Raw genomic sequence first — 25,908 nt, 5'->3', positions numbered from 1 at the left:
AGGCGGCAACAAGCCAGCCCCTGTCTGTATGGCCGCCCGTTAATGCGGGCGGCCTGATTTAAGCAATAACCAGATAAACACCGGCGCCCCCAGGGTGGCGGTCACTACGCCAATAGGCAGCTCCGCCGCAGATAGCGCCAGCCGCGCGACGATATCCGCCCCCAGCAGCGCGCTGGCGCCCGCCAGCAGACAAGCCGGAAGCAGTACGCGGTGATCGCTCAAACCACATAAACGCAGAATATGCGGGATAACCAGACCGATAAAGCCAATCGCTCCAGCCAGCGCCACGCTGACGCCCACCAGCCAACCGGTCGCGACCACCAGTACCTTTCGCCATAACCACAGCGGAAGCCCCAGTTGACGCGCTGAAACCTCCCCCAGCGCGAGCAAATTAAGCGGCTGCGATTGCAGGCATCCCCAGGCCAGTACCGGCAGCAGCGCCAGCATCAACCACAGCTGCTGCCAGTCTACGCCGCCAAATCCGCCCATCATCCAGTACATCAGCTGGCGGAGATCGAAAGAGGTAGAGAAATAGACTGCCCAGGTCATCAGCGCGCTACAAATAATACCGAGCGCCACACCCGCCAGCAGCAGACGGCTGGTAGACAGATGCCGCCGGGCGAAACGTAGCAAAATAAAGGTTATGACCAGCGCGCCCGCGATTGCACACAGCCCCAGCGCCCAACCAGGAAGCAGTCCTTTTCCCAGCAATACGGCAGCAATCAGGCCGACTCCAGCGCCGTTTGAGACCCCCAGCAGGCCGGGCTCCGCCAGCGGGTTTTCAAACAGCGCCTGCATAATCGCCCCGGAAAGCGCCAGCGCGGCGCCCACCAGCAGAACGGCCAGGGTGCGCGGCAGACGTATCTGCCAGATAAACAGCTCACCTTTGGCGCTAAACCATTCGCCGGGGCCAATCCACTGGTCGCCCGCGCACAGGCTAATGGTCGACGTAGCCAGCAGCAGCAAGGTTAATACGGCAAGCCAGCGCCGGCTGCGGCGCCGTTGAATTTGAGCAAAGGTCAGCATAGATTTCTGCATCGGGGAAAAGGATGTGATTGATTTTACGGTATTCGGCGAAGAAAAGAAAAAAGGCCGCATCGCGGCCTTTTTAGTTAGTTCAGATTATTTGTCTCTGGGTGACGCATTTTCGACGCGGCTTTTTAGCTTCTGGCCAGGTCTGAAAGTCACCACTCGCCGGGCTGTAATAGGGATATCCTCTCCCGTTTTCGGGTTACGGCCCGGGCGTTGGTTTTTATCACGCAAATCGAAGTTGCCGAACCCGGAGAGCTTTACCTGCTCCCCGTTTTCCAGAGCGCGACGGACCTCTTCGAAAAACAACTCTACCAGCTCTTTGGCATCCCGCTTGCTAAGCCCAAGCTTATCAAACAGATATTCTGACATTTCAGCTTTTGTAAGCGCCATAGGTTCAATCCCTCAATGATGCCTGGAATCGCTCTTTCAATGCCTCTACACATTTGGCGACGGTAGCGGCAATCTCCTCTTCTTCGAGTGTACGGCTGGTATCCTGGAGGATAAGGCTGATAGCGAGGCTCTTGAAACCTTCCGCTACGCCCTTGCCGCGGTACACGTCAAATAAGTTTACGCCAACTACCTGATTTACGCCAACTTTCTTACACTCGGCTAAAACATCGGCAGCGGGAACGTTTTCTGCCACAACGACGGCGATGTCGCGACGGTTCGCCGGGAAGCGAGAAACTTCACGCGCCTGAGGCACCACGCGGTCTGCAAGCTTGTTCCACTCCAGTTCAAATACCAGAGTGCGACCGTTCAGATCCAGTTTACGTTCCAGCTCGGGATGAACAACCCCAATAAAACCAATACGTTCACCTTTCAGATAAATCGCTGCCGACTGGCCCGGATGAAGCGCATTATTAGCTTCGATACGGAATTCGATGTCGGACAGCTTACCGGTCAGGTCGAGTACAGACTCAAGATCGCCTTTTACATCATAGAAATCGACGGTCTCTTTTGCCAGGTTCCAGTGTTCTTCATAGCGGTTGCCGCAGATAACGCCAGCCAGCATCAGATCCTGACGAATACCCAGCGGAGCCTGGGTATCAGGCACAAAGCGTAAACCGCTCTCAAAGATGCGTACGCGGTTCTGCTGACGATTCTGGTTGTAGACCACCGTTGCTAACAGACCGGTCCACAAGGAGAGGCGCATCGCCGACATTTCGCTGGAGATCGGGCTCGGCAGAATCAGCGCTTCCTCGCCGGCGTGGATCCACTGCTGTACTTTCGGATCGACAAAGCTATAGGTAATCACTTCCTGGTAGCCTTTGTCATTAAGCAACGTTTTCACGCGCTTAAGCGACAGATCCGCTTCGCGGTGGGTGCCCATAATCAGGCCCGCTTGTACCGGTTCATCAGGAATATTGTTATAGCCATAGACGCGGGCAACCTCTTCGACCAGGTCTTCTTCGATCTCCATGTCGAAACGCCAGCTCGGCGCCACGGCATGCCACTCATCCTGTCCTTCGGTAACTTCACAGCCCAGACGACGCAGAATGTCGCTAACCTGCGTATCTTCAATGTGATGGCCAATCAGACGATCCAGTTTGCTGCGGCGCAGACGGATGGTCGCAGGCTTCGGCAGAGTCGCTTCATTGGTAACGTCAATAATCGGGCCCGCTTCACCGCCGCAAATATCCATCAGCAGGCGGGTAGCACGCTCCATTGCCTGATACTGCAACGCGGAGTCCACGCCGCGCTCGTAGCGGTGCGAAGCGTCGGTATGCAGGCCATGGCGGCGGGCGCGGCCGGTAATGGATAGCGGACTAAAGAACGCGCATTCCAGCAGAACGTTTTGCGTTTCATCGTTTACGCCGGAGTGCTCGCCGCCGAAAATACCGCCCATGGCGAGTGCTTTCTGGTGGTCAGCGATAACCAGAGTATCGCTATCCAGCTTCGCCTCGGAGCCGTCAAGCAGAACCAGCGTTTCACCTTCATGCGCCATACGTACGATGATTCCGCCTTCAATGCGGTCTTTATCGAATGCGTGCATCGGTTGACCGAGCTCAAGCAGAACGTAGTTGGTCACGTCAACCACGGCATCGATGGAGCGAATACCGCAGCGGCGCAGCTTCTCTTTCATCCATAGCGGCGTCGGCGCTTTGACATTGATGCCTTTTACCACACGCCCCAGATAGCGAGGACACGCTTCCGGCGCGTCAACCTGGATTGGCAGAACATCGTCGATGGTGGCGGCAACCGGAGCCATTTCCGGGACATTCAAAGGCGCCTTGTTGAGCACGGCAACATCGCGGGCCACGCCGATAATTCCCAGGCAGTCGGCACGGTTTGGCGTGACGCTGATTTCGATAGTGTTATCGTCAAGCTTCAGGTATTCACGAATATCGGTACCCAGCGGCGCGTCGGCAGGCAGTTCGATAATACCGCTGTGATCGTCGGAAATTCCCAGTTCGGAGAAGGAGCACAGCATGCCTTCCGACGGTTCGCCGCGCAGCTTTGCCGCTTTAATTTTAAAATCGCCCGGCAGAACGGCGCCGATGGTAGCAACAGCAACCTTCAGGCCCTGACGGCAGTTTGGCGCGCCGCAGACGATGTCCAGCAGACGTTCTCCGCCGACGTTAATTTTTGTGACGCGCAGTTTATCGGCATTCGGGTGCTGAGCGCACTCAACCACTTCGCCAACGACAACGCCGTTAAAGCTGCCCGCCACCGGCTCTACGCCGTCAACCTCAAGGCCGGCCATCGTTATCTGATCCGACAGCGCTTCGCTATCGATGGCCGGGTTAACCCACTCGCGTAACCACAGTTCACTGAATTTCATTGTTCTGTCCTGCCCTTATTTAAACTGTTTGAGGAAACGCAGATCGTTTTCGAAGAACGCGCGTAAGTCGGTCACGCCATAGCGCAGCATGGTCAGGCGCTCCATACCCATGCCGAAGGCAAAGCCGGAATAGATTTCCGGATCGATGCCCACGTTACGCAGCACGTTTGGATGCACCATACCGCAGCCGAGCACTTCCAGCCATTTACCGTTTTTACCCATCACGTCAACTTCTGCAGACGGCTCAGTGAACGGGAAATAGGACGGACGAAAACGAATCTGCAGGTCTTCTTCAAAGAAGTTACGCAGGAAATCGTGCAGCGTTCCCTTCAGGTTGGTGAAGCTGATGTTAGTGTCAACGATCAGACCTTCCATCTGATGGAACATCGGGGTATGCGTCTGATCGTAGTCGTTACGATACACGCGGCCGGGGGCAATAATGCGGATTGGCGGCTGCTGATTAGCCATGGTGCGGATCTGTACGCCTGATGTTTGCGTGCGCAGCAGGCGCGTGGCATCAAACCAGAAAGTGTCGTGGTCAGCGCGTGCCGGGTGGTGGCCTGGAATATTCAGCGCATCGAAGTTGTGATAATCATCTTCGATCTCCGGGCCAGTCGCGACGGTAAAACCGAGCTCACCGAAGAAACTTTCAATACGGTCGATGGTACGGGTCACCGGATGCAGGCCACCGTTCTCGATACGACGCCCCGGCAGAGAGACATCAATGGTTTCCGAGGCCAGACGCGCGTTGAGCGCTGCGCTTTCGAGCGCTGACTTGCGCGCGTTAAGCGCCTGCTGGACCTGCTCTTTCGCTTCGTTGATAACCGCACCGGCTGCCGGACGCTCTTCAGCAGGCAGCTCACGCAGGGTCGTCATCTGAAGGGTCAGGAGACCTTTTTTACCCAGGTATTCCACGCGGACGTTGTCCAGCGCAGCAACATCTGATGCCTCGTTAATGGCTGCCTTCGCACTGGCAACCAGCTCTGCGAGATGTGACATGGTTTTCCTCATTATGTCGGTGCAGACACCGGTTATGGTTATTATTTTGCTCTCACTATTTCGAGCCGCAGACGGCGGGCAATCCGCCCGTTGTCAGAATGACCAGGGCCAGCCACTCGTCTGGGGCTTGAAATAGAACAAGCCAGTTCAGATACAAAAAAAGCCTCCACAGTGGGAGGCTTTTTGGCGCTGTTTTCCGTTTCTTCTTTCACGCGCTAGCCTCCTGAGTTCAGGTGCTAAAGTAAAAAAAGAAGCGGAAAATAGCAGCATTCATGCTTGCATTACCTTGTCTGGTAAAAACGTAAGATCGATATTGAAAAGCTTACGCGAATAAAAGTCAATGTATTGATAGTCTTGAAACGAAAAGAGGGAGACAAGCTCCCTCTTTCAACTGGCTTATGCCAGAGCTGCTTTCGCTTTTTCGACCAGCGCGGTGAACGCTAATTTGTCGAATACTGCGATGTCAGCCAGGATCTTACGGTCGATTTCAACAGAGGCTTTTTTCAGGCCGTTGATGAATTTGCTGTAAGAAATACCGTTCTGACGTGCTGCTGCGTTGATACGCGCAATCCACAGTTGACGGAACTGACGCTTTTTCTGACGACGGTCACGATAAGCGTACTGACCAGCTTTGATAACAGCCTGGAAGGCAACGCGGTATACGCGAGAACGCGCACCGTAGTAGCCTTTAGCTTGTTTCAAAATTTTCTTGTGACGTGCACGGGCAACTACACCACGTTTTACGCGAGCCATATGTGCTCTCCTGTATCTATTCTAATTAAAAAGTTAAAAGGGTTAACGACTTATGCGTACGGCAGGCACGCGATGACCAGGCCCAGATCGCCTTTGGAAACCATGGCTTTCGGACGCAGGTGACGTTTACGCTTGGTAGCTTTTTTGGTCAGAATGTGACGCAGGTTAGCGTGCTTGTGCTTAAAACCACCTTTACCGGTTTTTTTGAAGCGCTTAGCAGCACCGCGTACGGTCTTAATTTTTGGCATTTTAATAACTTCCACTTCGCATTGTTAATAAACGAAACATAGGCGAACAACGGCTGTGGAACCCGCAGGCTCCACAGACATTGCTACTTGAAGGCCTTACTGTTTCTTCTTAGGAGCGAGCACCATGATCATCTGGCGGCCTTCGATCTTCGTTGGGAAGGATTCGACTACTGCCAGTTCACTCAGATCGTCACGGACGCGGGTAAGCACTTCCATACCGATCTGTTGGTGGGCCATCTCACGGCCGCGAAAACGCAGCGTGATCTTGGCCTTATCGCCATCTTCCAGAAAGCGAATCAGGCTGCGGAGTTTTACCTGATAATCGCCATCGTCGGTGCCAGGACGGAACTTAATTTCCTTAACCTGGATAACTTTTTGCTTTTTCTTCTGTTCCTTAGAAGACTTGCTCTTTTCATAAAGGAACTTGCCGTAGTCCATGATACGACAAACTGGCGGTTCGGCGTTAGGGCTGATTTCAACTAAATCTACTCCAGCTTCTTCAGCTTTTTCGATTGCTTCTCTCAGACTCACAATACCCAAAGCTTCGCCTTCCAGACCAGTTAAGCGAACTTCCAGGGCGCGAATCTCGCCATTAATACGATTCGGACGTGCCGTTTGAACTCGTTTTCCGCCTTTAATACCTTATTCCTCCAGTTGTTTTAGACTGCGGCTGCGAATCTCTTGTTGCAGCTTCTCGATAACTTCATTTACGTCCAGGCTGCCCAAGTCTTTGCCACGACGGGTACGCACGGCGACTTTGCCGGCTTCTACCTCTTTGTCGCCACAGACCAACATGTAAGGGACACGACGTAAAGTGTGCTCGCGGATTTTAAAGCCTATCTTCTCATTTCTCAAGTCTGCTTTTACGCGAATGCCCGCATTTTGTAGTTTACGCGTCAATTCGTTAACGTATTCAGCCTGAGAATCAGTAATATTCATGACCACAACCTGCACCGGCGCAAGCCAGCTTGGGAAGAAGCCCGCAAACTCTTCGGTCAGGATGCCGATGAAGCGCTCCAGCGAACCAAGAATTGCGCGGTGAATCATTACCGGAACCTGTCGTTCGTTATTTTCACCCACATAAGAGGCGCTTAAACGCTGCGGCAGGGAGAAGTCCAGCTGTACAGTACCGCACTGCCATGCACGATCGAGGCAGTCATACAGGGTAAATTCAATTTTCGGACCGTAGAACGCGCCTTCACCCAGCTGATACTCAAACGGGATGTTGTTCTCTTCCAGCGCAACGGCCAGATCCGCTTCAGCACGATCCCAGGTCTCATCGCTACCGATGCGTTTTTCCGGGCGAGTCGACAGTTTGACGACGATTTTCTCGAAGCCAAAGGTGCTGTACATATCGTAGACCATACGAATACAGGCGTTCACTTCATCGCGAACCTGATCTTCAGTACAGAAGATATGGGCGTCGTCCTGAGTAAAGCCACGTACGCGCATCAGGCCATGCAGCGCGCCTGACGGTTCGTTACGATGGCAGCTACCGAATTCAGCCATACGTAACGGCAGATCGCGGTAGGATTTCAGACCCTGGTTGAAGATCTGTACGTGACCCGGGCAGTTCATCGGCTTGATGCAGTATTCACGGTTCTCAGAAGACGTGGTGAACATCGCATCTTTATAGTTGTCCCAGTGGCCGGTTTTTTCCCACAGCACACGGTCCATCATAAACGGACCTTTAACTTCCTGATACTGGTACTCTTTCAGCTTAGAACGCACAAAAGTTTCCAGTTCGCGGAAGATAGTCCAGCCATCGTTATGCCAGAATACCATACCCGGCGCCTCTTCCTGCATATGATACAGGTCGAGCTGCTTGCCGATTTTACGGTGATCGCGCTTAGCGGCTTCTTCCAGACGCTGCAGATAGGCATTTAAGGCTTTTTTATCTGCCCATGCGGTCCCGTAGATGCGCTGCAGCATTTTATTGTTGCTATCGCCGCGCCAGTAGGCGCCAGCGGTCTTCATCAGTTTGAAGTGATGGCAGAAACGCATATTCGGCACATGCGGTCCACGGCACATATCGACATATTCTTCATGATGATACAAACCGGGTTTGTCATCATGAGCAATGTTTTCATCAAGAATGGAGACTTTATAGCTCTCGCCGCGCTTCACGAAGGTTTCACGCGCTTCGTGCCAGCTGACTTTCTTCTTAATGACGTCGTAGTTTTTCTCGGCGAGCTCGTGCATACGCTTTTCGAGCGCGTCGATATCTTCCTGGGTCAGGGTATGGTCCAGATCGACATCATAGTAAAAACCATTGTCGACAACCGGGCCGATCGCCATTTTGGTATTTGGCCACAGCTGTTTAATTGCGTGCCCTAAAAGGTGCGCACAGGAGTGACGAATAATCTCAAGACCATCTTCATCTTTCGCGGTGATGATAGAGAGCGTCGCGTCGTTTTCAATTAAGTCACAGGCGTCGACCAGCTCGCCGTTGACACGACCCGCAATGGTGGCTTTCGCCAGACCGGGGCCAATATCCAAAGCGACGTCCATCGGGCTCACAGCATGATCAAAATGGCGTTGGCTGCCATCAGGAAGCGTAATTACAGGCATTTCATGTCCTTATTTGCAGTGGTGCCCCACACGAAAGAGCACATACAAAACAATATAATCATAATTATCAACATGTTCCGGCTCAGTTCCCGCTTCACTCTGCGAAAATATGTGCACGCTCGTTCACCGACGCGTACCCACCTGCAGCCGCCTGTTGATAACACCGACGGTTAGTTTACACATCATTACTGCGTGATTAAAGTCACATGAGACTAAATGGTTATTGTTGATGGGAAAAAAAAGGGGGGCGCGACTAACGCAGCGTAATTCTTTCGCAACAAGATGCACAACGCAGGACGGGATGACCCATAAAGGATATTTATGATTTCACATAAATAGTGAATGTTTAACCGAAAACGCGCAAAGCAAAACCGGTACAACATTACCCGGTTTGCTGCTTCACGAAATAATTAAAGGGGGATGTTAAATGGTGATGAAATATCAGGACCATTCCCCGGCAACAAGTTTATGAACATCAAAAGCATCGTTCATTGACTGCCCGGTTGATTGTGAACCCGGCGCAATGTTGGAACCCGCTTCGACATCGGTGGCTTTAGCAATGCCAACTTGCGTATGATCGTTATTACCCGGCTGCGGTGCGGGAGCGGCGGCAAATGCGCCAAAAGACAGCGTGCACAGCATCACGGCCGCGAGTGCGATTTTGCTATTTCTCATGATAGTCATTCTCTTATTTGTTTCAGGTAATAGAACGGAATCGTTATCTCCGCCTGTGTTCCACAGTATAGATCCAGATCACATTTTTGTCCGACCCAATATTTATCTTTTCGTGTCAAATTAACTGCATATTTGTCAGCAAAAAGACAATTATGAGGAAATTATGAAGGCCGGTTCTTTTTATAAAAAACAAAACAAGAGACCAAAAATAATAATGCCACTTTATGCCAAATTTAAAACAAACAGGCCGGAATATCCGGCCTGAAAATATTACATTTTATATCCGAGCGATAGCGTTGTACGACGATCGGTGTGTTCCGGTGCCGAGGATGGCGGTTCCGAGTTCCACGTCAGGTTATAGGCCACTTTGAGCGCAAAATGCGCATTGATCGCCACATTCAATGCACTTTCCGAGTTCAGCGTCGTATCTTCAGCGCCGAATACCGAAACGCCCTGGGTAAATCGGGCGTTATCGGTCATCTGCCAGGCATAAGTGCCGGAAGCGTAGCCCAGCGGCTGGGTATCGTTATCTCCATCGGTATACTCGTCGTAACGCACGCCGGGACCGAATTCGAAACGCAGGCTGTGTACCGGACCGTTCATGATCTGCCGACCATAACCCGCGGTGAACACATCACGCTGCTGATAGCCATTGTAACGATCGGTCAGCCAGCTGGCCTGGCCAAAGATATAGTTCTGATCGGTCAGGTTATACCGGCTACGTCCACCCAACGCGTACTTTTCCGAAGAGCGCTGATCGTTTGACGATGTATTGCTGGCATTTCCCCACAGCGACCATGCGGTCGTATTGCCATACCAGGTCAACGTGGAGTCTGCGGTCATTGAGGAACTTTTCGTATTGCCGGACTGCGCCAGATAGCCGGCGTTAACAGTTCCTTCGAAAGGTTTTTTGGCAGAAGAAGGGTCATCCATGACAGTAAAAACGGAATCATCGGCCATTGCGTATGCAGACGCAAAGAGCCCCCCCGCCAGCATTGCCGCTGCGGGTACTGTCTTCAAAAGCTTCATTTAATTTTAAGTCCGTACAACCTATAAGGAGACCAGGAGGGTCCCGGAAACTTTCGCGAGGATCGCAGATTGCCGCTCCAGGAAAGGGAGTAAATTATAAAAAAGCACGATTAACTTAGCAATCAATTACTCTTTCGTTTTTTGTATAAGACCCTTCTTAAAACAATTTTTATTTCATAAAGATAAAAGCCAGGCCCGGCGAAAATCACTTGCGGCTTTCCCTCACCTCCTTTAAGTGCCATGCTTAAAATCAGAGCAGCTAAATTCGTATTATGGAGGAAACCGGATGACCAAAATCTATACGCTCACGTTAGCCCCCTCGCTCGACAGCGCCACGCAAACCCCGCAAATTTACCCTGAAGGCAAGCTACGCTGTAGCGCCCCCGTATTTGAACCCGGAGGCGGCGGTATTAACGTGGCGCGAGCCATCACGTTTCTTGGCGGCAGCGCCACCGCTATCTTTCCCGTCGGCGGCGCAACGGGTGAACATCTGACCGCGCTGCTGACGGATGAGCATGTTCCCGTCGATACGGTAGAAACCCATGACTGGACGCGACAGAATCTTCACGTTCACGTGAACGCCAGCGGCGAACAGTATCGTTTCGTGATGCCGGGCGCGGCGTTAACCAAAGAAGAGCTTCATCTTCTGGAGCAAAAAGTTCTCGCCATTGCTCCAGGCTCGTTGCTGGTGATTAGCGGAAGCCTGCCGCCGGGCATCAGCGTCGAAAACCTGACGCAGCTGGTCAAAAACGCTCAGCAGCATGGCCTGCGCTGTATTGTTGATAGTTCCGGCGACGCGCTTGCCGCCGCGCTTGATGTCGGCAATATCGAGCTGGTTAAGCCGAACCAGAAAGAGCTCAGCGCGCTGGTACAGCGGGACCTGAGCCAACCGGATGATGTGCGTCTTGCCGCGCAGGAGCTTATTCGGTCAGGCAAAGTCCAGCGCGTTGTCGTCTCTTTGGGCGCACAGGGGGCGCTGGGTGTTGATATGAATGGAAGTGTCCAGGTCGTACCGCCGCCGATGAAAAGCCAGAGCACCGTCGGCGCCGGCGATAGCATGGTCGGCGCCATGACGTTAAGGCTGGCGGAAAATGCCTCACTTGAAGATATGGTTCGCTTTGGGGTGGCGGCGGGTAGCGCGGCAACGATAAATCAGGGCACCCGCCTTTGCTCGCTGGAAAATACGCAAAAAATCTACGACTACCTGCGCGGTTGATTACGCCTCACTCCCTCTGTCTTTACAGGGGGAGTCGCCAAATCAACAGGATGGTCTATGCTAAAAAAGCCATGGATAACAATGGGGTGAAAAATGAGTAGCGAAATTACTGCCTGGGTGGTCACGGTTCGTTTTCACGAAGAGACGTTAACGGAAATTAATGAGCTTAGTAATCACCTGACTCGCGCCGGATTTACCCTGGTTTTAAACGATGATGAAGGCAACCCCCACGAGTTGGGAACCAACGTTTTTGGTCTGCTTTCCATGCAGAATGCCGAAGAGGTCAAAGCCTTGAGCGCGGGTTTAGCCGAAACTGCGCTGGGAAGAACCGTCGACGTTACCGTTGCCACATTCAGCGAGTGGTTAAAAGCTCAATAAGTGCGATTGACGCGACAGAAAACGTTCAGTTGTGCGTCAGTTCGAATTTTGCGCCTGGGTTATGCGCTAACCTTATGAAAAGTTGGCAAACATGGGGAGAGACGGCATGTGGCAAGCGATCGGCAAATTATTAAGCGATTTGCATACCGAAGCAGCTGAAATCGAACTGCGCAACGAACTACCCGGCGGCGAGATCCACGCGGCCTGGCATTTACGCTTCGGCGGCCGGGATTACTTCGTAAAGTGCGACGAACGTGAGCTTTTACCCATCTTCACGGCCGAGGCAGACCAGCTTGAGCTACTGTCACGCAGCAAAACCGTGAACGTACCGCAGGTTTTTGCCGTAGGCAGCGACCGGGATTACAGCTTTCTGGTGATGGAATACCTCCCTCCTCGCCCGCTGGATGCGCACAGCGCTTTCCTGTTAGGCCAGCAAATCGCCCATTTACACCAATGGAGCGACCAACCGCAGTTTGGTCTGGATTTTGACAACGATCTTTCCACAACGCCTCAGCCGAACGCCTGGCAACGTCGCTGGTCTACGTTCTTCGCCGAACAACGCATAGGCTGGCAGCTGGAGCTGGCCGCCGAGAAAGGTCTGCATTTTGGCGATATCGATAGTCTTGTCGATACCGTCCAGCAGCGGTTGAGCAATCATCAACCGCAGCCGTCGCTGCTTCACGGCGATTTATGGTCCGGTAACTGCGCGCTCGGGCCTGACGGGCCATACATTTTCGACCCGGCCTGCTACTGGGGCGATCGCGAGTGCGATCTGGCGATGCTGCCGCTGCATCCGGAACAGCCGCCGCAAATCTACGATGGCTATCAATCCGTTTCGCCGCTGCCGTCCGGTTTTCTCGAGCGGCAGCCAATTTACCAGCTCTATACGCTGCTGAATCGGGCTATCCTGTTTGGCGGCCAGCACCTGGTGACGGCGCAAAAAGCGCTTGATGACGTCTTAATGGAAAAGGCCCCGTAAGGGGCCTTGTTTCTGCGGGTTAGTTAATTTGAACGCCTTTCATGCGGAACTGAATAGTCATGGTAATACCGGTCCCCGGTTTACCCGGCTCATAGCGCCATTTGCGTAAGGCGCTTTTCACTTCACGTTCAAACATATTGGCTGGCTGGGCCGAAAGGATCTGCACGTTATCCACGCGCCCATCCGCTGTCACGTCAAACTTAACCCGTACGCTTCCTTCAATCCGCAGCGCCTGGGCACGTGCCGGATAGGTCGGCTCTCCGCGGCTTAACGCCCGCGGTCCCGAAGGCGCCGTGACGGTTGGTTTAGCGGTAGCGGTTGAAGTGCTCGGCGCGGTACGCGCTGGCGCCGTATTTGCATTTTCAAAAGGCGAGGCCGGGCGCGTCTCCGCCGGTTTTACATCCCGCTTCGGTTGCTCAACTTTTTTTTCCGGCTTTGGTTTAGGCTTTGGCTTCGGTTTAGGCTTCGGTTTATGGATAACCACCGGCGCCTCTTTTGGCGGTTCCGGAAGCGCTTCCGGCTCAGGCTCGGGTTCCGGTTCAACAACGGGTTCTACGACCGGCTGCGCCGCCTGAGGCGGTTCCAGATCTGCCGGGGCTACCATAGTGATCTCAATGGGTTGCGATGGCGAAGGCCGTTCAATAACCTGATGTACCGAAGTATAGAGCAACGCCGCGACAACACCGCCGTGGATAACCACGGACAGTAGCGTAGGCCACGGAAAGCGGCGAGGTAAATCAAAGGTCATTGCGCTCATAGTCGTTTCTGTTGAAAAATGATGTCCCGATTTTAAATGCAAATAGCAATCATATTCAACTAGGGTTGTTGGCTTGTATCAAAATTTGCCCTGTTTTCTGACAAAAAGCCTCCGGAGCATGGCATTCTGAGGATCGTCAGCATCTTTGCATTGCAGTCAACGACGGTTTCACTTAACGTGATTCGCCAATTTATTGATAAGGAGCCATGCCGTGCTTTACGTTATCTACGCTGAAGATATCGCCGACTCTCTGGAAAAACGGACGTCGGTACGTCCCGCCCACCTGGCGCGTTTGCAATTATTACATGATGAAGGTCGTTTACTGACCGCAGGCCCAATGCCTGCCGTAGACAGTAATGAACCCGGCGCGGCGGGCTTTACCGGCTCAACGGTCATTGCGGAATTTGAATCACTGGAAGCGGCGCAATCATGGGCCAATGACGATCCCTATATTGCCGCAGGGGTTTATCAGAAAGTGTCGGTCAAACCGTATAAGAAAGTCTTTTAGAATCTAAAATTTTTAAGCAATAAGAGTGCGTTAAAAGTTTTATCTATGGCGATCGTTCATGAGAGGACGCTTCCGTGTCCGCGAGTACGCAATGGTCGCCATCCTTATTTCCCTTCACCTTCTCGATTCCAGCAGTCGCTGTAAGCAACGTCATGATGATAACCGTTGCCGGCGGCGCATCAGCACCGCCGACTTGCTGTTGTTGATTAGCTATTGGAGTGCAGCGTGCCTTTGAGACCATGTGGTTCCGAGCGAAGATATTGTGGCGGAACGCTCACATGGGCTCCCAGAGCGGCAGCTGCCTGCCAGGGCCAGTGCGGATTGTAGAGCGCCGCGCGGGCAATGGCGATGAGATCGGCGTCGCCATGGCTTAACGCATCTTCCGCCTGCTGGGGTTCCGTCACTAAGCCCACCCCAATCACCGGGATATTCACCCTCTCCCGGATTTCACGGGCGAACGGCAGCTGATAGCCCGGGCCAACCTGAATCGCCTGATGAGGCGACAATCCACCGCTGGAAACATGAATATAGTCGCAGCCGAGAGCCTCAAGCTTCTGGCTGAAAAGAATTGATTGTGCATTATCCCAGCCGCCATCAACCCAATCGGTCGCAGAAAGTCGCACTCCCACCGCGATGTCCTGACCGACAGCCTCGCGAATGGCCTGAAAGACTTCGAGCGGGAAACGCAAGCGGTTCTCCAGAGACCCGCCATACTCGTCGGTGCGCTGGTTACTGAGCGGAGAAAGGAACTGATGAAGCAGGTAACCATGAGCAGCATGCATTTCAATCAACTCGATACCCATCCGCTCAGCGCGTCTGGCGCTGTCTGCGAATGCCTGCTTGATGCGTTTCATCTGGTCCTGAGTAAGCTCAACCGGAGGACGATCGCCCTCGCCATAGGCCAGCGCTGATGGCGCAACCGCGTCCCATCCGCCAGCATCATGTGCCAGCTGTTGTCCCCCCAGCCAGGGGGCTGCGGAAGATGCTTTTCTCCCGGCATGGCCCAGTTGGATGCCGATGGGGATTGAAGAGTACTGGCGTATATCTTTCAGTACGGCGTGTAATGCGGCCTCCGTTTCGTCATCCCATAAGCCCATATCAGCCGGGGTGATTCGCCCTGCAGGCTCGACAGCGCTGGCTTCGATAATCAGTAAACCTGCGCCGGAAAAAGCCAGTTGTCCAAGATGGATACGATGCCATGCCGTCGCCTTGCCATTGTCGGCGGAATACTGACACATTGGAGCAATGACAATGCGATTCTCAAGTTCCAGCTTACCGATTCGCACCGGACTAAAAAGTTGACTCATAGATACCTCTCAATAATAGAAGCCTTACGGACATTATAAGTAGCATGTGTTGATGCATGGTACTTCCCGTTTTTTGCGTTTATACGCGTTGAGCCAGCCTTATGAGCCGGGAAAAGGTGTTGTGGCGATGAGCCTTCCTGCCAGCATTCGGCTAATGCAAACAATAACCCAGGATCCGGTGCGAAAAAGGGTTTCTCTGGCTAAAGAAAGAGGGTGTCAATATAAGAGTATGCTCACAACGAAACGCGGATAAAACAGAGGCACCGCGAACGGTGCCTTTTGTTTCGACTCTCAAAACTCAGAGAAGGTGAACAGCAGAGAGTGACGTTGCCGTTTAACCAGCTCCTTTCTGATGGAGAGGATGCGCATATTGCGACGCGATTGGCCTTCCAGCCAGCGTGCTTTACGGCGACTCACCTGTCTAAGCATGCGCCAGCGCCCTACTTCCGTTCTACTACGCTTCATTGCAACTACTCTACGAGTGAAAACAGCCTGCATTATAGACCGATGAATCGGGCTAACCAACGCTTTCGCTGCGTTTTTATTTGCCAGATGGATGCTGATGCGTAAACTCATGTCATCAAGTCATTCAAAAGGATTTTTCATCTATGACAACCTTTTACACGGTGGTGAACTGGCTGGTTATACTCGGTTACTGGCTACTTATCGCCGGTGTAACATTACGGATATTAATGAAAAGACGCGCGGTACCGTCAGCGATGGCGTGGCTGCTGATCATTTATATCCTTCCGCTGGTAGGGATTATCGCCTATCTCTCATTTGGCGAACTGCATCTGGGTAAACGTCGCGCCGAGCGCGCGCGGGCCATGTGGCCATCGACGGCTAAGTGGTTGAAGGATCTTAAGGCCTGCAAGCATATCTTTGCCGAAGATAATAGCCCGGTCGCGGAATCCTTGTTCAAGCTCTGCGAACGTCGTCAGGGAATTGGTGGCGTTAAAGGCAACCAGCTACAGCTGCTTACCGAATCCGATGACGTCATGCAGGCGCTGATTCGCGATATTCAGCTCGCTCGTCATAATATCGAGATGGTGTTCTATATCTGGCAGCCCGGCGGCATGGCCGATAAAGTCGCAGAGTCATTAATGGCGGCGGCGCGGCGCGGCGTGCACTGCCGGCTGATGCTGGACTCCGCGGGGAGCGTGGCTTTCTTCCGCAGCCCCTGGGCCGCCATGATGCGTAATGCCGGCATTGAAGTCGTCGAAGCGCTGAAGGTAAACCTGATGCGCGTCTTCCTGCGCCGCATGGACCTGCGTCAGCACCGCAAAATGGTCATGATCGATAACTATATTGCCTATACCGGCAGTATGAATCTGGTCGATCCGCGTTTCTTTAAGCAGGACTCCGGCGTAGGCCAGTGGATCGATCTGATGGCGCGAATGGAAGGTCCGGTCGCGACAGCCATGGGCATTGTCTACTCCTGCGACTGGGAGATTGAAACCGGAAAACGTATTTTGCCCCCGCCGCCGGACGCGAACATTATGCCGTTTGAAGAGGCCAGCGGGCATACGATTCACACCATTGCCTCGGGCCCGGGATTCCCGGAAGACCTGATCCATCAGGCTCTGCTGACTGCCGCCTATGCAGCCAAAGAGCATTTGATCATGACGACACCTTATTTTGTGCCCAGCGACGATCTGCTGCACGCCATCTGCACTGCCGCCCAGCGCGGCGTTGACGTCAGCATTATTTTGCCGCGCAAGAACGACTCGCTGCTGGTCGGCTGGGCCAGCCGCGCTTTCTTTACCGAGCTGCTGGCTGCCGGGGTGAAAATCTATCAGTTTGAAGGCGGTCTGCTGCATACCAAGAGCGTGCTGGTTGATGGCGAACTTAGCCTCGTGGGTACCGTTAACCTCGATATGCGTAGCCTGTGGCTTAACTTCGAGATCACGCTGGTGATTGACGATGCCGGTTTCGGCAGCGATCTGGCCGCGGTGCAGGATGATTATATTTCCCGCTCGCGCCTGCTGGACGCCAGGCTGTGGTTAAAACGTCCGCTGTGGCAACGGATCGCCGAGCGACTGTTTTACTTCTTCAGTCCGTTGCTGTAAAACGTGCCAATCAGATGTTTAATGGGTAGCAATCATGGATATGGATTTAAACAACCGCCTGACCGAAGACGAAACGCTTGAACAGGCCTACGACATTTTCCTTGAACTGGCCGTCGATAACCTCGACCCGGCGGATGTCATTCTGTTCAACCTGCAGTTTGAAGAGCGCGGCGGCGCCGAGCTGTTTGACCCGGCACCGGACTGGGAAGAGCACGTGGATTTCGACCTCAATCCTGACTTCTTCGCTGAAGTGGTGATTGGCCTGGCCGATGAAGATGGCGGCGAAATTAACGATATTTTTGCACGCGTGCTGCTTTGCCGCGAGAAAGACCACAAGCTCTGCCATATCCTGTGGCGCGAATAAGCTCTTTCTTAAGCAAATAGCTAAAAAAAGAAGAAGCCTGCCTGAGTGAATCAGCGCAGGCTTTTTTATTTATTCCGGCAGTTCGCTGCCGCAAGCATTGCAGTAGCGAGCACCTTTTTCATGAGCGTGATGCTGACAGTGCGGACACTGGCGCTGCGTGCGGCGATTCTGAAAGGCGGCGGTCATATGGCTGGTAATTAAGCCGGTAGGGATCGCAATAATCGAGTAGCCAATTAAGATAAGTATGGATGCCAAAATGCGCCCCAGCGGCGTATGCGGCGTAATATCGCCATACCCTACCGTAGTTATCGTCACTATCGCCCAGTAAACCGACGCATTTAGCGTAGTAAAACCGTATCGCGGCCCCTCAACCAGATACATCAGGGAGCCAAAGATCACCATCACAATGGCAATAAAAGAATAGAACAGGATCAGCTGGTGGCGTGCGCTGACGATAGCGGACCAGAAAATATTCAGCGACGGCATAAAGCGCAGTAGCTTAAGGATGCGCAATGCCCGGATGGCGCGCATCGCCCGCCAGGCAAACACGTACTCAATACTGATCTCGGGCCATAGCCACATAACATAAAGCGGTAAAATGGTGGCCAGGTCAATAATTCCCCAGAAGCTGAAAATATACTTTAGCGGATTCGGCCAGCTGATAATGCGCAGAAAATACTCAAAAGTAAAAACCGCCGTGACGATAAGTTCGAGCCAGACGAAAATATGCCATTCGTCTAATGTTAGATGATATTGCGTACCGAGCCCGGACTCGATAAATATCACCAGCACGCTGAGCAGGGCAAATATGCCGCAAAGTCCCTCAAAATGACGACCGGAACGGCGATTTTGATCGAAGAGTAAATGATACAGCCGCAGACGAGCGGCATGAATATGAAAAGCCACGTAAACCTCGCTAATAAAAGGGCTGACTTACGTCAGCCCCAGAGATTATAACGGGTCTACCTTCAGGCAGGAAACCGCATGGCGGAAACTGCCCTCCAGCACCGGTCGCGTTTTTGCGCACTCCGGCCCGGCGATGGGACACCTGGTGCGGAATACGCATCCCGACGGCGGATTAATCGGCGATGGCAGCTCCCCTTCCAGCAGCTGGATCGTTTTATTCTTTTCCTTATCGGGGTCCGGCACCGGCACCGCCGACATCAACGCTTTGGTATAGGGGTGCAGCGGATTATGGTACACCTCATCGTAGGTGCACAGCTCCACGGCATGACCAAGATACATCACCAGCACGCGGTCGGAAATATGCTTTACGACCGCCAAATCGTGGGCGATGAAAATCAGCGACAGCCCCATTTCCCGCTGCAGCTGCTGCAGCAGGTTAACCACCTGTGCCTGAATCGACACGTCCAGCGCAGAGACCGGCTCATCGCAGATAATGAGCTTCGGTTCAAGAATTAGCGCGCGCGCAATACCGATACGCTGACACTGGCCGCCGGAGAATTCATGCGGATAGCGGTTAATCAGGTTCGGCAGCAGGCCCACTTTCATCATCATCGCCTTCACGCGGTCGCGAACTTCCTGGCGCGGCATTTTTGGATGATAGGTGCGCAGCGGCTCGGCAATAATTTCCCCGATCGTCATGCGCGGATTGAGCGACGCCAGCGGATCCTGAAAGATCATCTGAATATCGCTACGCACGTCGCGCCACTCTTCGGCCTTCATGCCAAGTAAATCTTTGCCCAACCAGGCGACTTTACCGTCGGTGGCTTTCACCAGACCAATGATCGCGCGCGCGAACGTCGACTTTCCGCAGCCTGACTCCCCGACCACGCCCAGGGTTTCCCCTTCATACAGACGCAGCGTCACGCCATCTACCGCTTTCAGCGTTTTTGACGGCTGCCAGAACCACTGTTTACCGTCTTTAATATCAAAGTGCACCTTCAAATCGGCGATTTCGAGCAGGACTTTTCTTTGTTCCGTTACGGCGTTCATAGCAAATCCCCCACCGGTTGAAAGCAGGCGCGCAGGCGGCCAGGTGCAAACTCCTCCAGAGGCGGAGCGCTATTGCAAATCTCCATCGCATGCGGGCAACGCGGCTGGAATGGACAGCCCTTAGGCAGACGCAGCAGGTTCGGCGGGTTACCGGGAATCGTCAGCAGGGCATCGCCTTCCGCATCCAGCCTCGGTACTGCATTGAGCAGACCGATGGAATACGGATGCGAGGGTTGGTAAAAAACGTCGCGCGCCTCGCCATACTCCATGGTACGCCCGGCATACATCACCAGCACCTTGTCGCAGATGCCGGCGACAACGCCCAGGTCGTGGGTAATCATGATGATTGCGGTATTAAATTCGCGCTTAAGCTCATTGAGAAGCGTCATGATTTGCGCCTGTACGGTCACGTCCAGCGCCGTGGTCGGTTCATCGGCGATCAGCAGCTTAGGCCGGCACAGCAGCGCCATCGCAATCATCACGCGCTGGCGCATCCCGCCGGAAAACTCGTGTGGGTACATTTTCATCCGCTTGCGCGCTTCCGGCATTTTGACCGCATCCAGCATTTTCACCGACTCTTCAAACGCTTCGGCTTTACTCAGCGCTTTGTGCAGCATCAGAACTTCCATCAGCTGCTCGCCTACCCGCATATAGGGATTGAGCGAGGTCATCGGGTCCTGAAAAATCATGGAGATCTGCTCGGCGCGCAGCTTATTCAGTTCGCGCTCCGGGAGGTTAAGGATCTCCTTACCGTTAAAGGTCGCTGAACCCCCGATGCGACCGTTTGCCGCCAGCAGGCCCATCAGCGCAAAAGCGGTCTGCGACTTACCGGAACCGGACTCGCCCACGATGCCTAAGGTTTCCCCGGCCCGCAGATTGAAATTGAGATCGTTGACCGCGGTCACATCGCCATCGGGGGTACCAAAGGTGACGCGGAGATCTTTCACATCCAGAAGCAATCCGGATTGTTGGGCAGTCTGCGGCGTTTTCGCCGTTTCAATCGTACTCATGACGGCGCTCCTTAGCGGTCTTTCGGGTCGAGGGCATCACGCAGGCCATCGCCGATAAAGTTAAAACAAAACAGCGTAACTACCAGGAAACCGGCAGGAAACAGTAGCAGCCACGGCGACACTTCCATCGAGTTGGCGCCATCGCTGAGCAGCGCGCCCCAGCTGCTTAACGGCTCCTGGGTCCCCAGACCGAGGAAACTTAAGAAGGATTCAAACAGAATCATGCTTGGGACCAGCAGTGAGGCATACACCACAACCACTCCAAGCACGTTAGGCACGATATGGCGGATAACGATATTGCGCGTTGAAACGCCGCCGACCTGCGCAGCCTCAATGAATTCTTTCCGCTTCAGGCTCAAGGTCTGACCGCGAACGATACGCGCCATATCCAGCCAGGAGACCATGCCTATAGCCACGAAAATCAGCAGGATATTCTGGCCAAAGAAGGTCACCAGCAGAATGACGAAGAACATAAACGGGAAGGAGTTGAGGATTTCCAGCAGGCGCATCATCACCGAATCCACTTTGCCGCCCAGATAGCCAGAAAGCGAACCGTAAAGCGTTCCCAGAATCACCGCCACCAGCGCAGCAGCAACGCCAACCATCAATGAGATACGCCCGCCGATAGCCACGCGCACCAGCAGATCGCGGCCGGAAGAGTCGGTACCAAAGTAGTGGCCGGACTCCATATCGGGCGCGCTGGACATCATGCCCCAGTCAGTATCGTAATAGGAGAACTGCGTTACCATCGGCGCGATGGTAACGAACAGCGCAATAATCACCAGCACAATCAGGCTGGCAACCGCGGCGCGGTTATGCATAAAGCGGCGGCGGGCATCCTGCCAGAGGCTACGCCCCTCGACTTCCAGTTTTTCACTGAAGTTTTCCAGCGCCTCGTTGTTTTTCTTACTTAACATCATGGCGAACCCCAGCGTCAGTAACGAATTTTCGGATCGATAACGGCATACAGCACGTCAACAATCGCGTTAAACAGAATGGTCAATGCGCCCACCAGAATGGTCAGGCTGAGCACCAGCGAGTAGTCGCGGTTCAGCGCGCCGTTGACGAACAGCTGACCGATTCCCGGCAGACCATAAATCGTTTCGATAACCATTGAGCCGGTGATAATACCGACGAAGGCGGGCCCCATATAGGAAAGTACCGGCAGCAGCGCAGGCTTTAAGGCATGGCGCAGAATAATACGGCGCATCGGCAAGCCTTTTGCCCTGGCGGTGCGGATGAAGTTAGAGTGCAAAACCTCGATCATCGAACCGCGGGTAATACGCGCGATACTGGCGATATAGGCTAACGACAGAGCGACCATCGGCAAAATCATATATTGCAGCGCCCCGCCGTTCCATCCCCCGCCCGGCAACCAGTGCAGCGTAATGGCGAATATCATGACCAGCAGTGGCGCCACCACGAAACTCGGTATCACGACCCCGGTCATTGCTATCCCCATCACGGCAAAATCCCATTTTGTATTTTGCTTCAATGCTGCAATAACCCCGGCCGTCACGCCGAGCACCACCGCCAGAAAAAACGCGGCGAAGCCTAATTTGGCTGACACCGGGAAGCTGGAGGCCACCAGATCGTTGACAGAATAATCTTTATATTTAAAAGAAGGACCGAAATCACCGTGCGCCAGCTGCTTCAGGTAGTTGAAGTACTGAGTCATGATGGGGTCGTTTAAATGGTATTTTGCTTCAATATTCGCCATGACTTCCGGCGGCAGCGTGCGTTCACCGGTAAAAGGGCTTCCCGGCGCAAGACGCATCATGAAGAAAGAGATAGTAATAAGAATAAATAGCGTCGGAATCGCTTCCAGACAGCGACGTAAGATAAATTTTAACATTGCCCGTACCTTCTGGCGTGTGCCTTCAATAGTGCGATGAAATAAGACACCGTGAGGCAGGCAATGATGCCTGCCTCACGTATTGCCATTAGTGCTTCACAATGTACATATTTCTTGTGTAAGTATTATCCAGCGGATCTTTACCGGTATACCCACCTACCCACGGCTTAACCAAACGGGCGTTAACATAATAGAAGACCGGTACAATGACGGAGTCTTTATCCAGCTGCTGCTCGGATTGTGCATAGAGATCCGCGCGCTTTGCTTCATCGCTGGTTTTCAGCGCTTCGGCAATAATCTTGTCGAAAGCCGGGCTCTTATAATGCGAAGTGTTGTTTGAGCTGTCACTCAGCATGGTATTCAGGAAGGAAGTGGGTTCGTTGTAGTCCGCGCACCAGCCGGCACGTGCGACATCGAAGGTACCCTGATGGCGATTATCGAGGAAGGTTTTCCATTCCTGATTTTCCAGCTTCACGTTGACACCCAGATTTTTCTTCCAGATCGAAGCCACGGCGATAGCCAGTTTTTTGTGCAGATCGGAAGTGTTATAGAGCAGATTGAAAGTCAGCGGCTTGTCAGCAGAATAGCCGGCTTCGGTCAGCAGTTTTTTCGCTTCTTCATTACGTTTTTCCTGTGACCACTTGAACCACTCAGGTTCGATGAGCTTCATGCCATCGGTATACGGCGGCGTATAGCTATAGGCTGGCAGGTCGCCCTGGTTTTTCACTTTATTGACAATAATGTCGCGGTCCAGCGCCATCTTCAGCGCGGTACGCACGCGAACATCGGTAAACGGCGCTTTCTGGTTATTGATTTCGTAGTAATAAGTACACAGATACGGATCGACGTGAACTTCTTGCGGGATCTCTTTTTTCAGTTTCTGGAACAGTTCGATCGGCATATTGTTATAGGTCATATCGATTTCGCCGCTGCGGTAGCGGTTGACGTCGGTGACTTCAGAAGCGATCGGCAAAAAAGTAACCTGATTAATAACGGTTTTGCCGTTATCCCAGTAGTTAGCATTACGTTCCAGTACAATACGTTCGTTCACTACCCAGTCTTTTAATTTATACGCGCCGTTGCTGACGATATTGGCCGGCTGGGTCCATTTGTCACCAAATTTCTCAATAGCGGCTTTAGAAACTGGAGAAACGGATGGGTGCACGAGAAGTTTGTAGAAATAAGGTACCGGTTCGCTAAGGGTCACTTCGAAGGTATGATCGTCCAGCGCTTTGACGCCCAGATCGGTTGCTGGCTTTTTCCCGGCGATGATGTCGTCAACGTTGGCCAGGTGACCGTACTGTAAATAACTTGCATAAGGCGAGGCTGTTTTCGGATCCGCCAGACGCTGCCAGCTATAAACAAAATCTTGCGCGGTAACCGGCGAACCGTCGGACCACTTAGCATCTTTACGCAGATGGAAGGTCCAGACTTTAAAATCTTTGTTGTCCCATTTTTCCGCCACACCCGCCACCGGATGGCCATCAAGGTCGCTTACCAACAGCCCTTCAAACAAATCGCGGCTAATATTGGACTCCGGCACGCCTTCAATTTTGTGCGGATCGAGAGACTGAACTTCGGAGCCGTTGTTACGTACCAGCGTTTGTTTATCCGCCAGCTGTACCCCTGCCGGTACATCTGCCGCCACCGCGGCGTTGATTGTCATTAATGCAGAGAGTACGCCTGCGGCTACCAGGCTTTTTTTCGTGATGATGGTCATGTGTTTGTTACTCCACTCATTATAATTACTGGCTATTTAACCAGCCTGTTTTCTCTTTTCTGGATTCTGAACAGTGCAGGAGTTTATGCAGCTGCCAGCGAGTACTGCTTGCTATCACCGACTTATTTATTACGACCGCTCAAACGGCAGCCTTGACGTCGATTCTTACCCCCCTGTCCGGGGGCGATTTTAAGTCGCAATGAGCTATTTAATAAGAATTCTCATTTGCGCATGAATTCACTAAAGATCACGCCGGAAAGTACCAAAACGCTTTATTGTCCGCCAATGCAATTTGCAAATATGTTACCGGATTCTCTTTTGTCGCCAGATCATTGCGGTAGCCGAGTCAGCATCAGGCAGGGCAATGTTTAAAAAATTGTTATTTATCATGACGTTAAAATAAAATACTCGCATTGAATGCCAAATCTCAGTGAATCGATGAAATTTTGTACGAAAATTTAACATTCGCTTATTATTTAGCACATTCATCTGCTTCACGAGATAAATTACTAATATCATTTCGATTATCAGACGGCAAGCGCCAGAGAATGATGTGAAGAAAATAACAGTAGCGACTGTGGGTAAAACGGCAGGAAAGACGTAAATTACAGGGGTAATTAACTGAAAATAAATAACATTATCAGGCATTAAAAAAACGTATACCAGCCAGATAAATCACCATTTTTGATATGTTTTACTGATATTTAGCAAACGCGGGACAATGAGCCCCGCGCACAAAGCGATGCAGGTTAATTCATCAGCCCTGGAAACAGCGCCTTTATACCGGTCACGATAAACTCAATCCCGAGAGCCATCAGCAACAGTCCCATAATACGGGTAATTACGTTGATACCGGTTTGACCAAGTAAACGAACCAGCCAGGGGGCCATACGGAAAATGCCCCAGCAGCACAGCGCAAAAAGCGCGATAGCGACGGAAAAGCCAACAAAGTGGGCGACACTGTGATAGCGCGTTCCCCAGACAATAGTCGAACTGATGGCCCCGGGACCGGCCATCAGGGGCAGCGCCAGCGGCACCACGCCAATACTCTCGCGAATGGCCGTTTCTGATTTTTCTTGCTTGTTCTGTTTATCCTCGCCCAGCTTGCCGCTAATCATCGACATGGCAATGGTGACGACCAGAATCCCGCCGGCAATGCGGAAAGAATCAATGGAAATGCCGAAGACCTGCAGAATTGCATCGCCCAAAAACAGCGACGTGAGCAGGATAATGGCGACGGACAGGTTGGCGGTCAGGTTGGTTTTGTTGCGTACGGCCGCCGTCTGGTAGCTGGTCATACTAATGAACACCGGAATAATGCCAACCGGGTTTACCAGCGCAAATAACCCAATAAAAAATTTAAAGTAGGCTGAAAAATCGAACAACGACTGAATCACAGGGCGCTCCGCAGCATCATAAAAATGGCTGTTGACAGTTACCAGCATAAAATATCCGCGAGAAGATACGCTGTTTGATAGCATAATTCATCTCTATTCATCTGGAAGTACATAATAAGGCTGGAATGTTATTTATTTGTTTATGCAATGCTATTTAGTCATTTAATTAGCATACCGTATCATTACACTTGAGCAAATTGGTCAAAAAATGACCTGCTGAAAGGTATCAGCTTTGCCGATTATTGATTTAGATCACATAATTTGTACTCAGAAGTGAGTAACCTTGTTTACACACAGAGAGGA

At 52.5% G+C, this 25,908-nt stretch carries 28 protein-coding genes and 1 other annotated feature; of the genes, 6 read left to right on the top strand and 22 right to left on the bottom strand.

The features are described 5' to 3' along the window. Nucleotides 1–39: 39 nt before the first annotated feature. The 12 genes from btuC to K2184_RS01680 form a co-directional block, all read right to left on the bottom strand. Nucleotides 40–1,026 (bottom strand): vitamin B12 ABC transporter permease BtuC, encoded by a 987-nt coding sequence (gene btuC / locus K2184_RS01735; protein ID WP_029496803.1) that lies wholly within the window; start codon nt 1,024–1,026, stop codon nt 40–42. Between the two features lie 96 nt (nt 1,027–1,122). Next, nucleotides 1,123–1,422: an integration host factor subunit alpha gene (ihfA, locus tag K2184_RS01730; RefSeq protein WP_004102960.1), complete on the bottom strand. Its 300-nt coding sequence runs from the start codon at nt 1,420–1,422 to the stop codon at nt 1,123–1,125. Nucleotides 1,423–1,426: 4 nt separating this feature from the next. Next, the gene (gene pheT / locus K2184_RS01725; protein ID WP_004102961.1) at nt 1,427–3,814 is read right to left on the bottom strand and encodes a phenylalanine--tRNA ligase subunit beta; all 2,388 of its coding nucleotides are present in this window, start codon (nt 3,812–3,814) and stop codon (nt 1,427–1,429) included. A gap of 15 nt (nt 3,815–3,829) precedes the next feature. Beyond that, on the bottom strand, nt 3,830–4,813 hold the full coding sequence (gene pheS, locus K2184_RS01720; RefSeq protein WP_004102962.1) for a phenylalanine--tRNA ligase subunit alpha: 984 nt from the start codon (nt 4,811–4,813) through the stop codon (nt 3,830–3,832). 41 nt (nt 4,814–4,854) lie between these two features. After that, nucleotides 4,855–5,025: a hypothetical protein gene (locus tag K2184_RS01715; protein WP_153675267.1), complete on the bottom strand. Its 171-nt coding sequence runs from the start codon at nt 5,023–5,025 to the stop codon at nt 4,855–4,857. Continuing rightward, nucleotides 4,967–5,092, bottom strand: a sequence feature (Phe leader region). (Overlaps the previous gene by 59 nt.) After that, on the bottom strand, nt 5,043–5,087 hold the full coding sequence (gene pheM / locus K2184_RS01710; RefSeq protein ID WP_001386830.1) for a pheST operon leader peptide PheM: 45 nt from the start codon (nt 5,085–5,087) through the stop codon (nt 5,043–5,045). (Overlaps the previous feature by 45 nt.) Nucleotides 5,093–5,209: 117 nt before the next feature. Next, nucleotides 5,210–5,566, bottom strand: a complete 357-nt coding sequence (rplT, locus tag K2184_RS01705; protein ID WP_004102963.1) for a 50S ribosomal protein L20 — start codon at nt 5,564–5,566, stop codon at nt 5,210–5,212. 50 nt (nt 5,567–5,616) lie between these two features. Further along, nucleotides 5,617–5,814 (bottom strand): 50S ribosomal protein L35, encoded by a 198-nt coding sequence (gene rpmI / locus K2184_RS01700; RefSeq protein WP_001124225.1) that lies wholly within the window; start codon nt 5,812–5,814, stop codon nt 5,617–5,619. 96 nt (nt 5,815–5,910) lie between these two features. Continuing rightward, the gene (infC, locus tag K2184_RS01695) at nt 5,911–6,453 is read right to left on the bottom strand and encodes a translation initiation factor IF-3 (protein ID WP_052746887.1); all 543 of its coding nucleotides are present in this window, start codon (nt 6,451–6,453) and stop codon (nt 5,911–5,913) included. A gap of 3 nt (nt 6,454–6,456) precedes the next feature. Continuing rightward, the gene (thrS, locus tag K2184_RS01690) at nt 6,457–8,385 is read right to left on the bottom strand and encodes a threonine--tRNA ligase (RefSeq protein WP_004102966.1); all 1,929 of its coding nucleotides are present in this window, start codon (nt 8,383–8,385) and stop codon (nt 6,457–6,459) included. Nucleotides 8,386–8,826: 441 nt separating this feature from the next. After that, nucleotides 8,827–9,060, bottom strand: coding sequence for a hypothetical protein (locus tag K2184_RS01685; RefSeq protein WP_004103077.1), 234 nt, complete (start codon nt 9,058–9,060; stop codon nt 8,827–8,829). 270 nt (nt 9,061–9,330) lie between these two features. Next, nucleotides 9,331–10,089, bottom strand: coding sequence for a DUF481 domain-containing protein (locus tag K2184_RS01680; RefSeq protein WP_024274361.1), 759 nt, complete (start codon nt 10,087–10,089; stop codon nt 9,331–9,333). Nucleotides 10,090–10,375: 286 nt separating this feature from the next. Here K2184_RS01680 and pfkB point away from each other — a divergent pair, with 286 nt between their 5' ends. The 3 genes from pfkB to K2184_RS01665 all read left to right on the top strand — a co-directional run bounded on the left by pfkB (nt 10,376) and on the right by K2184_RS01665 (nt 12,662). Next, a complete protein-coding gene (gene pfkB / locus K2184_RS01675; RefSeq protein ID WP_017145685.1) occupies nt 10,376–11,305 on the top strand; it encodes a 6-phosphofructokinase II in 930 nt (309 codons plus the stop codon). Nucleotides 11,306–11,398: 93 nt separating this feature from the next. Next, entirely contained in the window at nt 11,399–11,683 is a 285-nt protein-coding gene (ghoS, locus tag K2184_RS01670; RefSeq protein WP_004103083.1) for a type V toxin-antitoxin system endoribonuclease antitoxin GhoS, read from the top strand. Between the two features lie 106 nt (nt 11,684–11,789). Continuing rightward, on the top strand, nt 11,790–12,662 hold the full coding sequence (locus tag K2184_RS01665) for a fructosamine kinase family protein (RefSeq protein WP_004103085.1): 873 nt from the start codon (nt 11,790–11,792) through the stop codon (nt 12,660–12,662). A 19-nt stretch (nt 12,663–12,681) separates the two neighbouring features. Here the strand turns inward: K2184_RS01665 and tonB are convergent, their stop codons facing one another. Then, the gene (gene tonB / locus K2184_RS01660; RefSeq protein ID WP_016808819.1) at nt 12,682–13,419 is read right to left on the bottom strand and encodes a TonB system transport protein TonB; all 738 of its coding nucleotides are present in this window, start codon (nt 13,417–13,419) and stop codon (nt 12,682–12,684) included. A gap of 211 nt (nt 13,420–13,630) precedes the next feature. On the opposite strand from tonB, the gene K2184_RS01655 reads away from it, so the two are divergent. Continuing rightward, entirely contained in the window at nt 13,631–13,927 is a 297-nt protein-coding gene (locus tag K2184_RS01655) for a YciI family protein (RefSeq protein WP_004103089.1), read from the top strand. A gap of 206 nt (nt 13,928–14,133) precedes the next feature. Here K2184_RS01655 and K2184_RS01650 read toward each other — a convergent pair whose 3' ends face one another. After that, complete coding sequence (locus tag K2184_RS01650) at nt 14,134–15,234, bottom strand: NADH:flavin oxidoreductase/NADH oxidase (RefSeq protein WP_004103091.1); 1,101 nt, start codon at nt 15,232–15,234, stop codon at nt 14,134–14,136. 291 nt (nt 15,235–15,525) lie between these two features. Continuing rightward, nucleotides 15,526–15,699 carry a YciY family protein gene (locus K2184_RS01645; RefSeq protein ID WP_004103093.1) on the bottom strand — a complete coding sequence of 58 codons (174 nt, stop codon included), beginning with the start codon at nt 15,697–15,699 and terminating at the stop codon, nt 15,526–15,528. A gap of 143 nt (nt 15,700–15,842) precedes the next feature. On the opposite strand from K2184_RS01645, the gene cls reads away from it, so the two are divergent. Both cls and K2184_RS01635 read left to right on the top strand, forming a co-directional pair. After that, a complete protein-coding gene (gene cls / locus K2184_RS01640; RefSeq protein WP_004103095.1) occupies nt 15,843–17,303 on the top strand; it encodes a cardiolipin synthase in 1,461 nt (486 codons plus the stop codon). A 34-nt stretch (nt 17,304–17,337) separates the two neighbouring features. Further along, nucleotides 17,338–17,667: an HI1450 family dsDNA-mimic protein gene (locus K2184_RS01635; protein WP_004103097.1), complete on the top strand. Its 330-nt coding sequence runs from the start codon at nt 17,338–17,340 to the stop codon at nt 17,665–17,667. 69 nt (nt 17,668–17,736) lie between these two features. Here K2184_RS01635 and K2184_RS01630 read toward each other — a convergent pair whose 3' ends face one another. The 7 genes from K2184_RS01630 to K2184_RS01600 form a co-directional block, all read right to left on the bottom strand. Beyond that, a complete protein-coding gene (locus K2184_RS01630; RefSeq protein ID WP_004103099.1) occupies nt 17,737–18,573 on the bottom strand; it encodes an ion transporter in 837 nt (278 codons plus the stop codon). A 45-nt stretch (nt 18,574–18,618) separates the two neighbouring features. After that, entirely contained in the window at nt 18,619–19,623 is a 1,005-nt protein-coding gene (gene oppF / locus K2184_RS01625) for a murein tripeptide/oligopeptide ABC transporter ATP-binding protein OppF (RefSeq protein ID WP_439237694.1), read from the bottom strand. Further along, complete coding sequence (locus K2184_RS01620) at nt 19,620–20,633, bottom strand: ABC transporter ATP-binding protein (RefSeq protein ID WP_004103103.1); 1,014 nt, start codon at nt 20,631–20,633, stop codon at nt 19,620–19,622. Before K2184_RS01620 ends, oppF begins: the two co-directional genes overlap by 4 nt. An 11-nt stretch (nt 20,634–20,644) precedes the next feature. Next, nucleotides 20,645–21,553, bottom strand: coding sequence for an oligopeptide ABC transporter permease OppC (oppC, locus tag K2184_RS01615; RefSeq protein ID WP_004103105.1), 909 nt, complete (start codon nt 21,551–21,553; stop codon nt 20,645–20,647). 14 nt (nt 21,554–21,567) lie between these two features. Further along, nucleotides 21,568–22,488 (bottom strand): oligopeptide ABC transporter permease OppB, encoded by a 921-nt coding sequence (oppB, locus tag K2184_RS01610; protein WP_004103106.1) that lies wholly within the window; start codon nt 22,486–22,488, stop codon nt 21,568–21,570. 88 nt (nt 22,489–22,576) lie between these two features. Next, nucleotides 22,577–24,208 carry an oligopeptide ABC transporter substrate-binding protein OppA gene (gene oppA, locus K2184_RS01605; RefSeq protein ID WP_163525724.1) on the bottom strand — a complete coding sequence of 544 codons (1,632 nt, stop codon included), beginning with the start codon at nt 24,206–24,208 and terminating at the stop codon, nt 22,577–22,579. A 749-nt stretch (nt 24,209–24,957) separates the two neighbouring features. Beyond that, entirely contained in the window at nt 24,958–25,605 is a 648-nt protein-coding gene (locus K2184_RS01600; RefSeq protein ID WP_064372041.1) for a YchE family NAAT transporter, read from the bottom strand. Between the last annotated feature and the right edge of the window lie 303 nt (nt 25,606–25,908).

This window comes from Klebsiella sp. K5-306, from assembly GCF_051835185.1.
Classification (GTDB): domain Bacteria; phylum Pseudomonadota; class Gammaproteobacteria; order Enterobacterales; family Enterobacteriaceae; genus Klebsiella; species Klebsiella oxytoca.
The sequence above is the reverse complement of the archived record's forward strand: the minus strand, read 5'-3'. Positions and strand labels throughout refer to the sequence as shown.

What these genes read in the sequence shown, in the direction of transcription:
- ghoS (WP_004103083.1), top strand. Translation starts at nt 11,399, where the DNA reads ATGAGTAGCGAAATTACTGCCTGGGTGGTCACGGTTCGTTTTCACGAA.
- ihfA (WP_004102960.1), bottom strand. Translation starts at nt 1,422, where the DNA reads ATGGCGCTTACAAAAGCTGAAATGTCAGAATATCTGTTTGATAAGCTT.
- pfkB (WP_017145685.1), top strand. Translation starts at nt 10,376, where the DNA reads ATGACCAAAATCTATACGCTCACGTTAGCCCCCTCGCTCGACAGCGCC.
- pheS (WP_004102962.1), bottom strand. Translation starts at nt 4,813, where the DNA reads ATGTCACATCTCGCAGAGCTGGTTGCCAGTGCGAAGGCAGCCATTAAC.
- K2184_RS01620 (WP_004103103.1), bottom strand. Translation starts at nt 20,633, where the DNA reads ATGAGTACGATTGAAACGGCGAAAACGCCGCAGACTGCCCAACAATCC.
- btuC (WP_029496803.1), bottom strand. Translation starts at nt 1,026, where the DNA reads ATGCTGACCTTTGCTCAAATTCAACGGCGCCGCAGCCGGCGCTGGCTT.
- oppA (WP_163525724.1), bottom strand. Translation starts at nt 24,208, where the DNA reads ATGACCATCATCACGAAAAAAAGCCTGGTAGCCGCAGGCGTACTCTCT.
- rpmI (WP_001124225.1), bottom strand. Translation starts at nt 5,814, where the DNA reads ATGCCAAAAATTAAGACCGTACGCGGTGCTGCTAAGCGCTTCAAAAAA.
- cls (WP_004103095.1), top strand. Translation starts at nt 15,843, where the DNA reads ATGACAACCTTTTACACGGTGGTGAACTGGCTGGTTATACTCGGTTAC.
- oppF (WP_439237694.1), bottom strand. Translation starts at nt 19,623, where the DNA reads ATGAACGCCGTAACGGAACAAAGAAAAGTCCTGCTCGAAATCGCCGAT.
- K2184_RS01680 (WP_024274361.1), bottom strand. Translation starts at nt 10,089, where the DNA reads ATGAAGCTTTTGAAGACAGTACCCGCAGCGGCAATGCTGGCGGGGGGG.
- thrS (WP_004102966.1), bottom strand. Translation starts at nt 8,385, where the DNA reads ATGCCTGTAATTACGCTTCCTGATGGCAGCCAACGCCATTTTGATCAT.
- K2184_RS01665 (WP_004103085.1), top strand. Translation starts at nt 11,790, where the DNA reads ATGTGGCAAGCGATCGGCAAATTATTAAGCGATTTGCATACCGAAGCA.
- K2184_RS01645 (WP_004103093.1), bottom strand. Translation starts at nt 15,699, where the DNA reads ATGAAGCGTAGTAGAACGGAAGTAGGGCGCTGGCGCATGCTTAGACAG.
- pheT (WP_004102961.1), bottom strand. Translation starts at nt 3,814, where the DNA reads ATGAAATTCAGTGAACTGTGGTTACGCGAGTGGGTTAACCCGGCCATC.
- rplT (WP_004102963.1), bottom strand. Translation starts at nt 5,566, where the DNA reads ATGGCTCGCGTAAAACGTGGTGTAGTTGCCCGTGCACGTCACAAGAAA.
- tonB (WP_016808819.1), bottom strand. Translation starts at nt 13,419, where the DNA reads ATGAGCGCAATGACCTTTGATTTACCTCGCCGCTTTCCGTGGCCTACG.
- K2184_RS01685 (WP_004103077.1), bottom strand. Translation starts at nt 9,060, where the DNA reads ATGAGAAATAGCAAAATCGCACTCGCGGCCGTGATGCTGTGCACGCTG.
- K2184_RS01635 (WP_004103097.1), top strand. Translation starts at nt 17,338, where the DNA reads ATGGATATGGATTTAAACAACCGCCTGACCGAAGACGAAACGCTTGAA.
- K2184_RS01650 (WP_004103091.1), bottom strand. Translation starts at nt 15,234, where the DNA reads ATGAGTCAACTTTTTAGTCCGGTGCGAATCGGTAAGCTGGAACTTGAG.
- oppB (WP_004103106.1), bottom strand. Translation starts at nt 22,488, where the DNA reads ATGTTAAAATTTATCTTACGTCGCTGTCTGGAAGCGATTCCGACGCTA.
- oppC (WP_004103105.1), bottom strand. Translation starts at nt 21,553, where the DNA reads ATGATGTTAAGTAAGAAAAACAACGAGGCGCTGGAAAACTTCAGTGAA.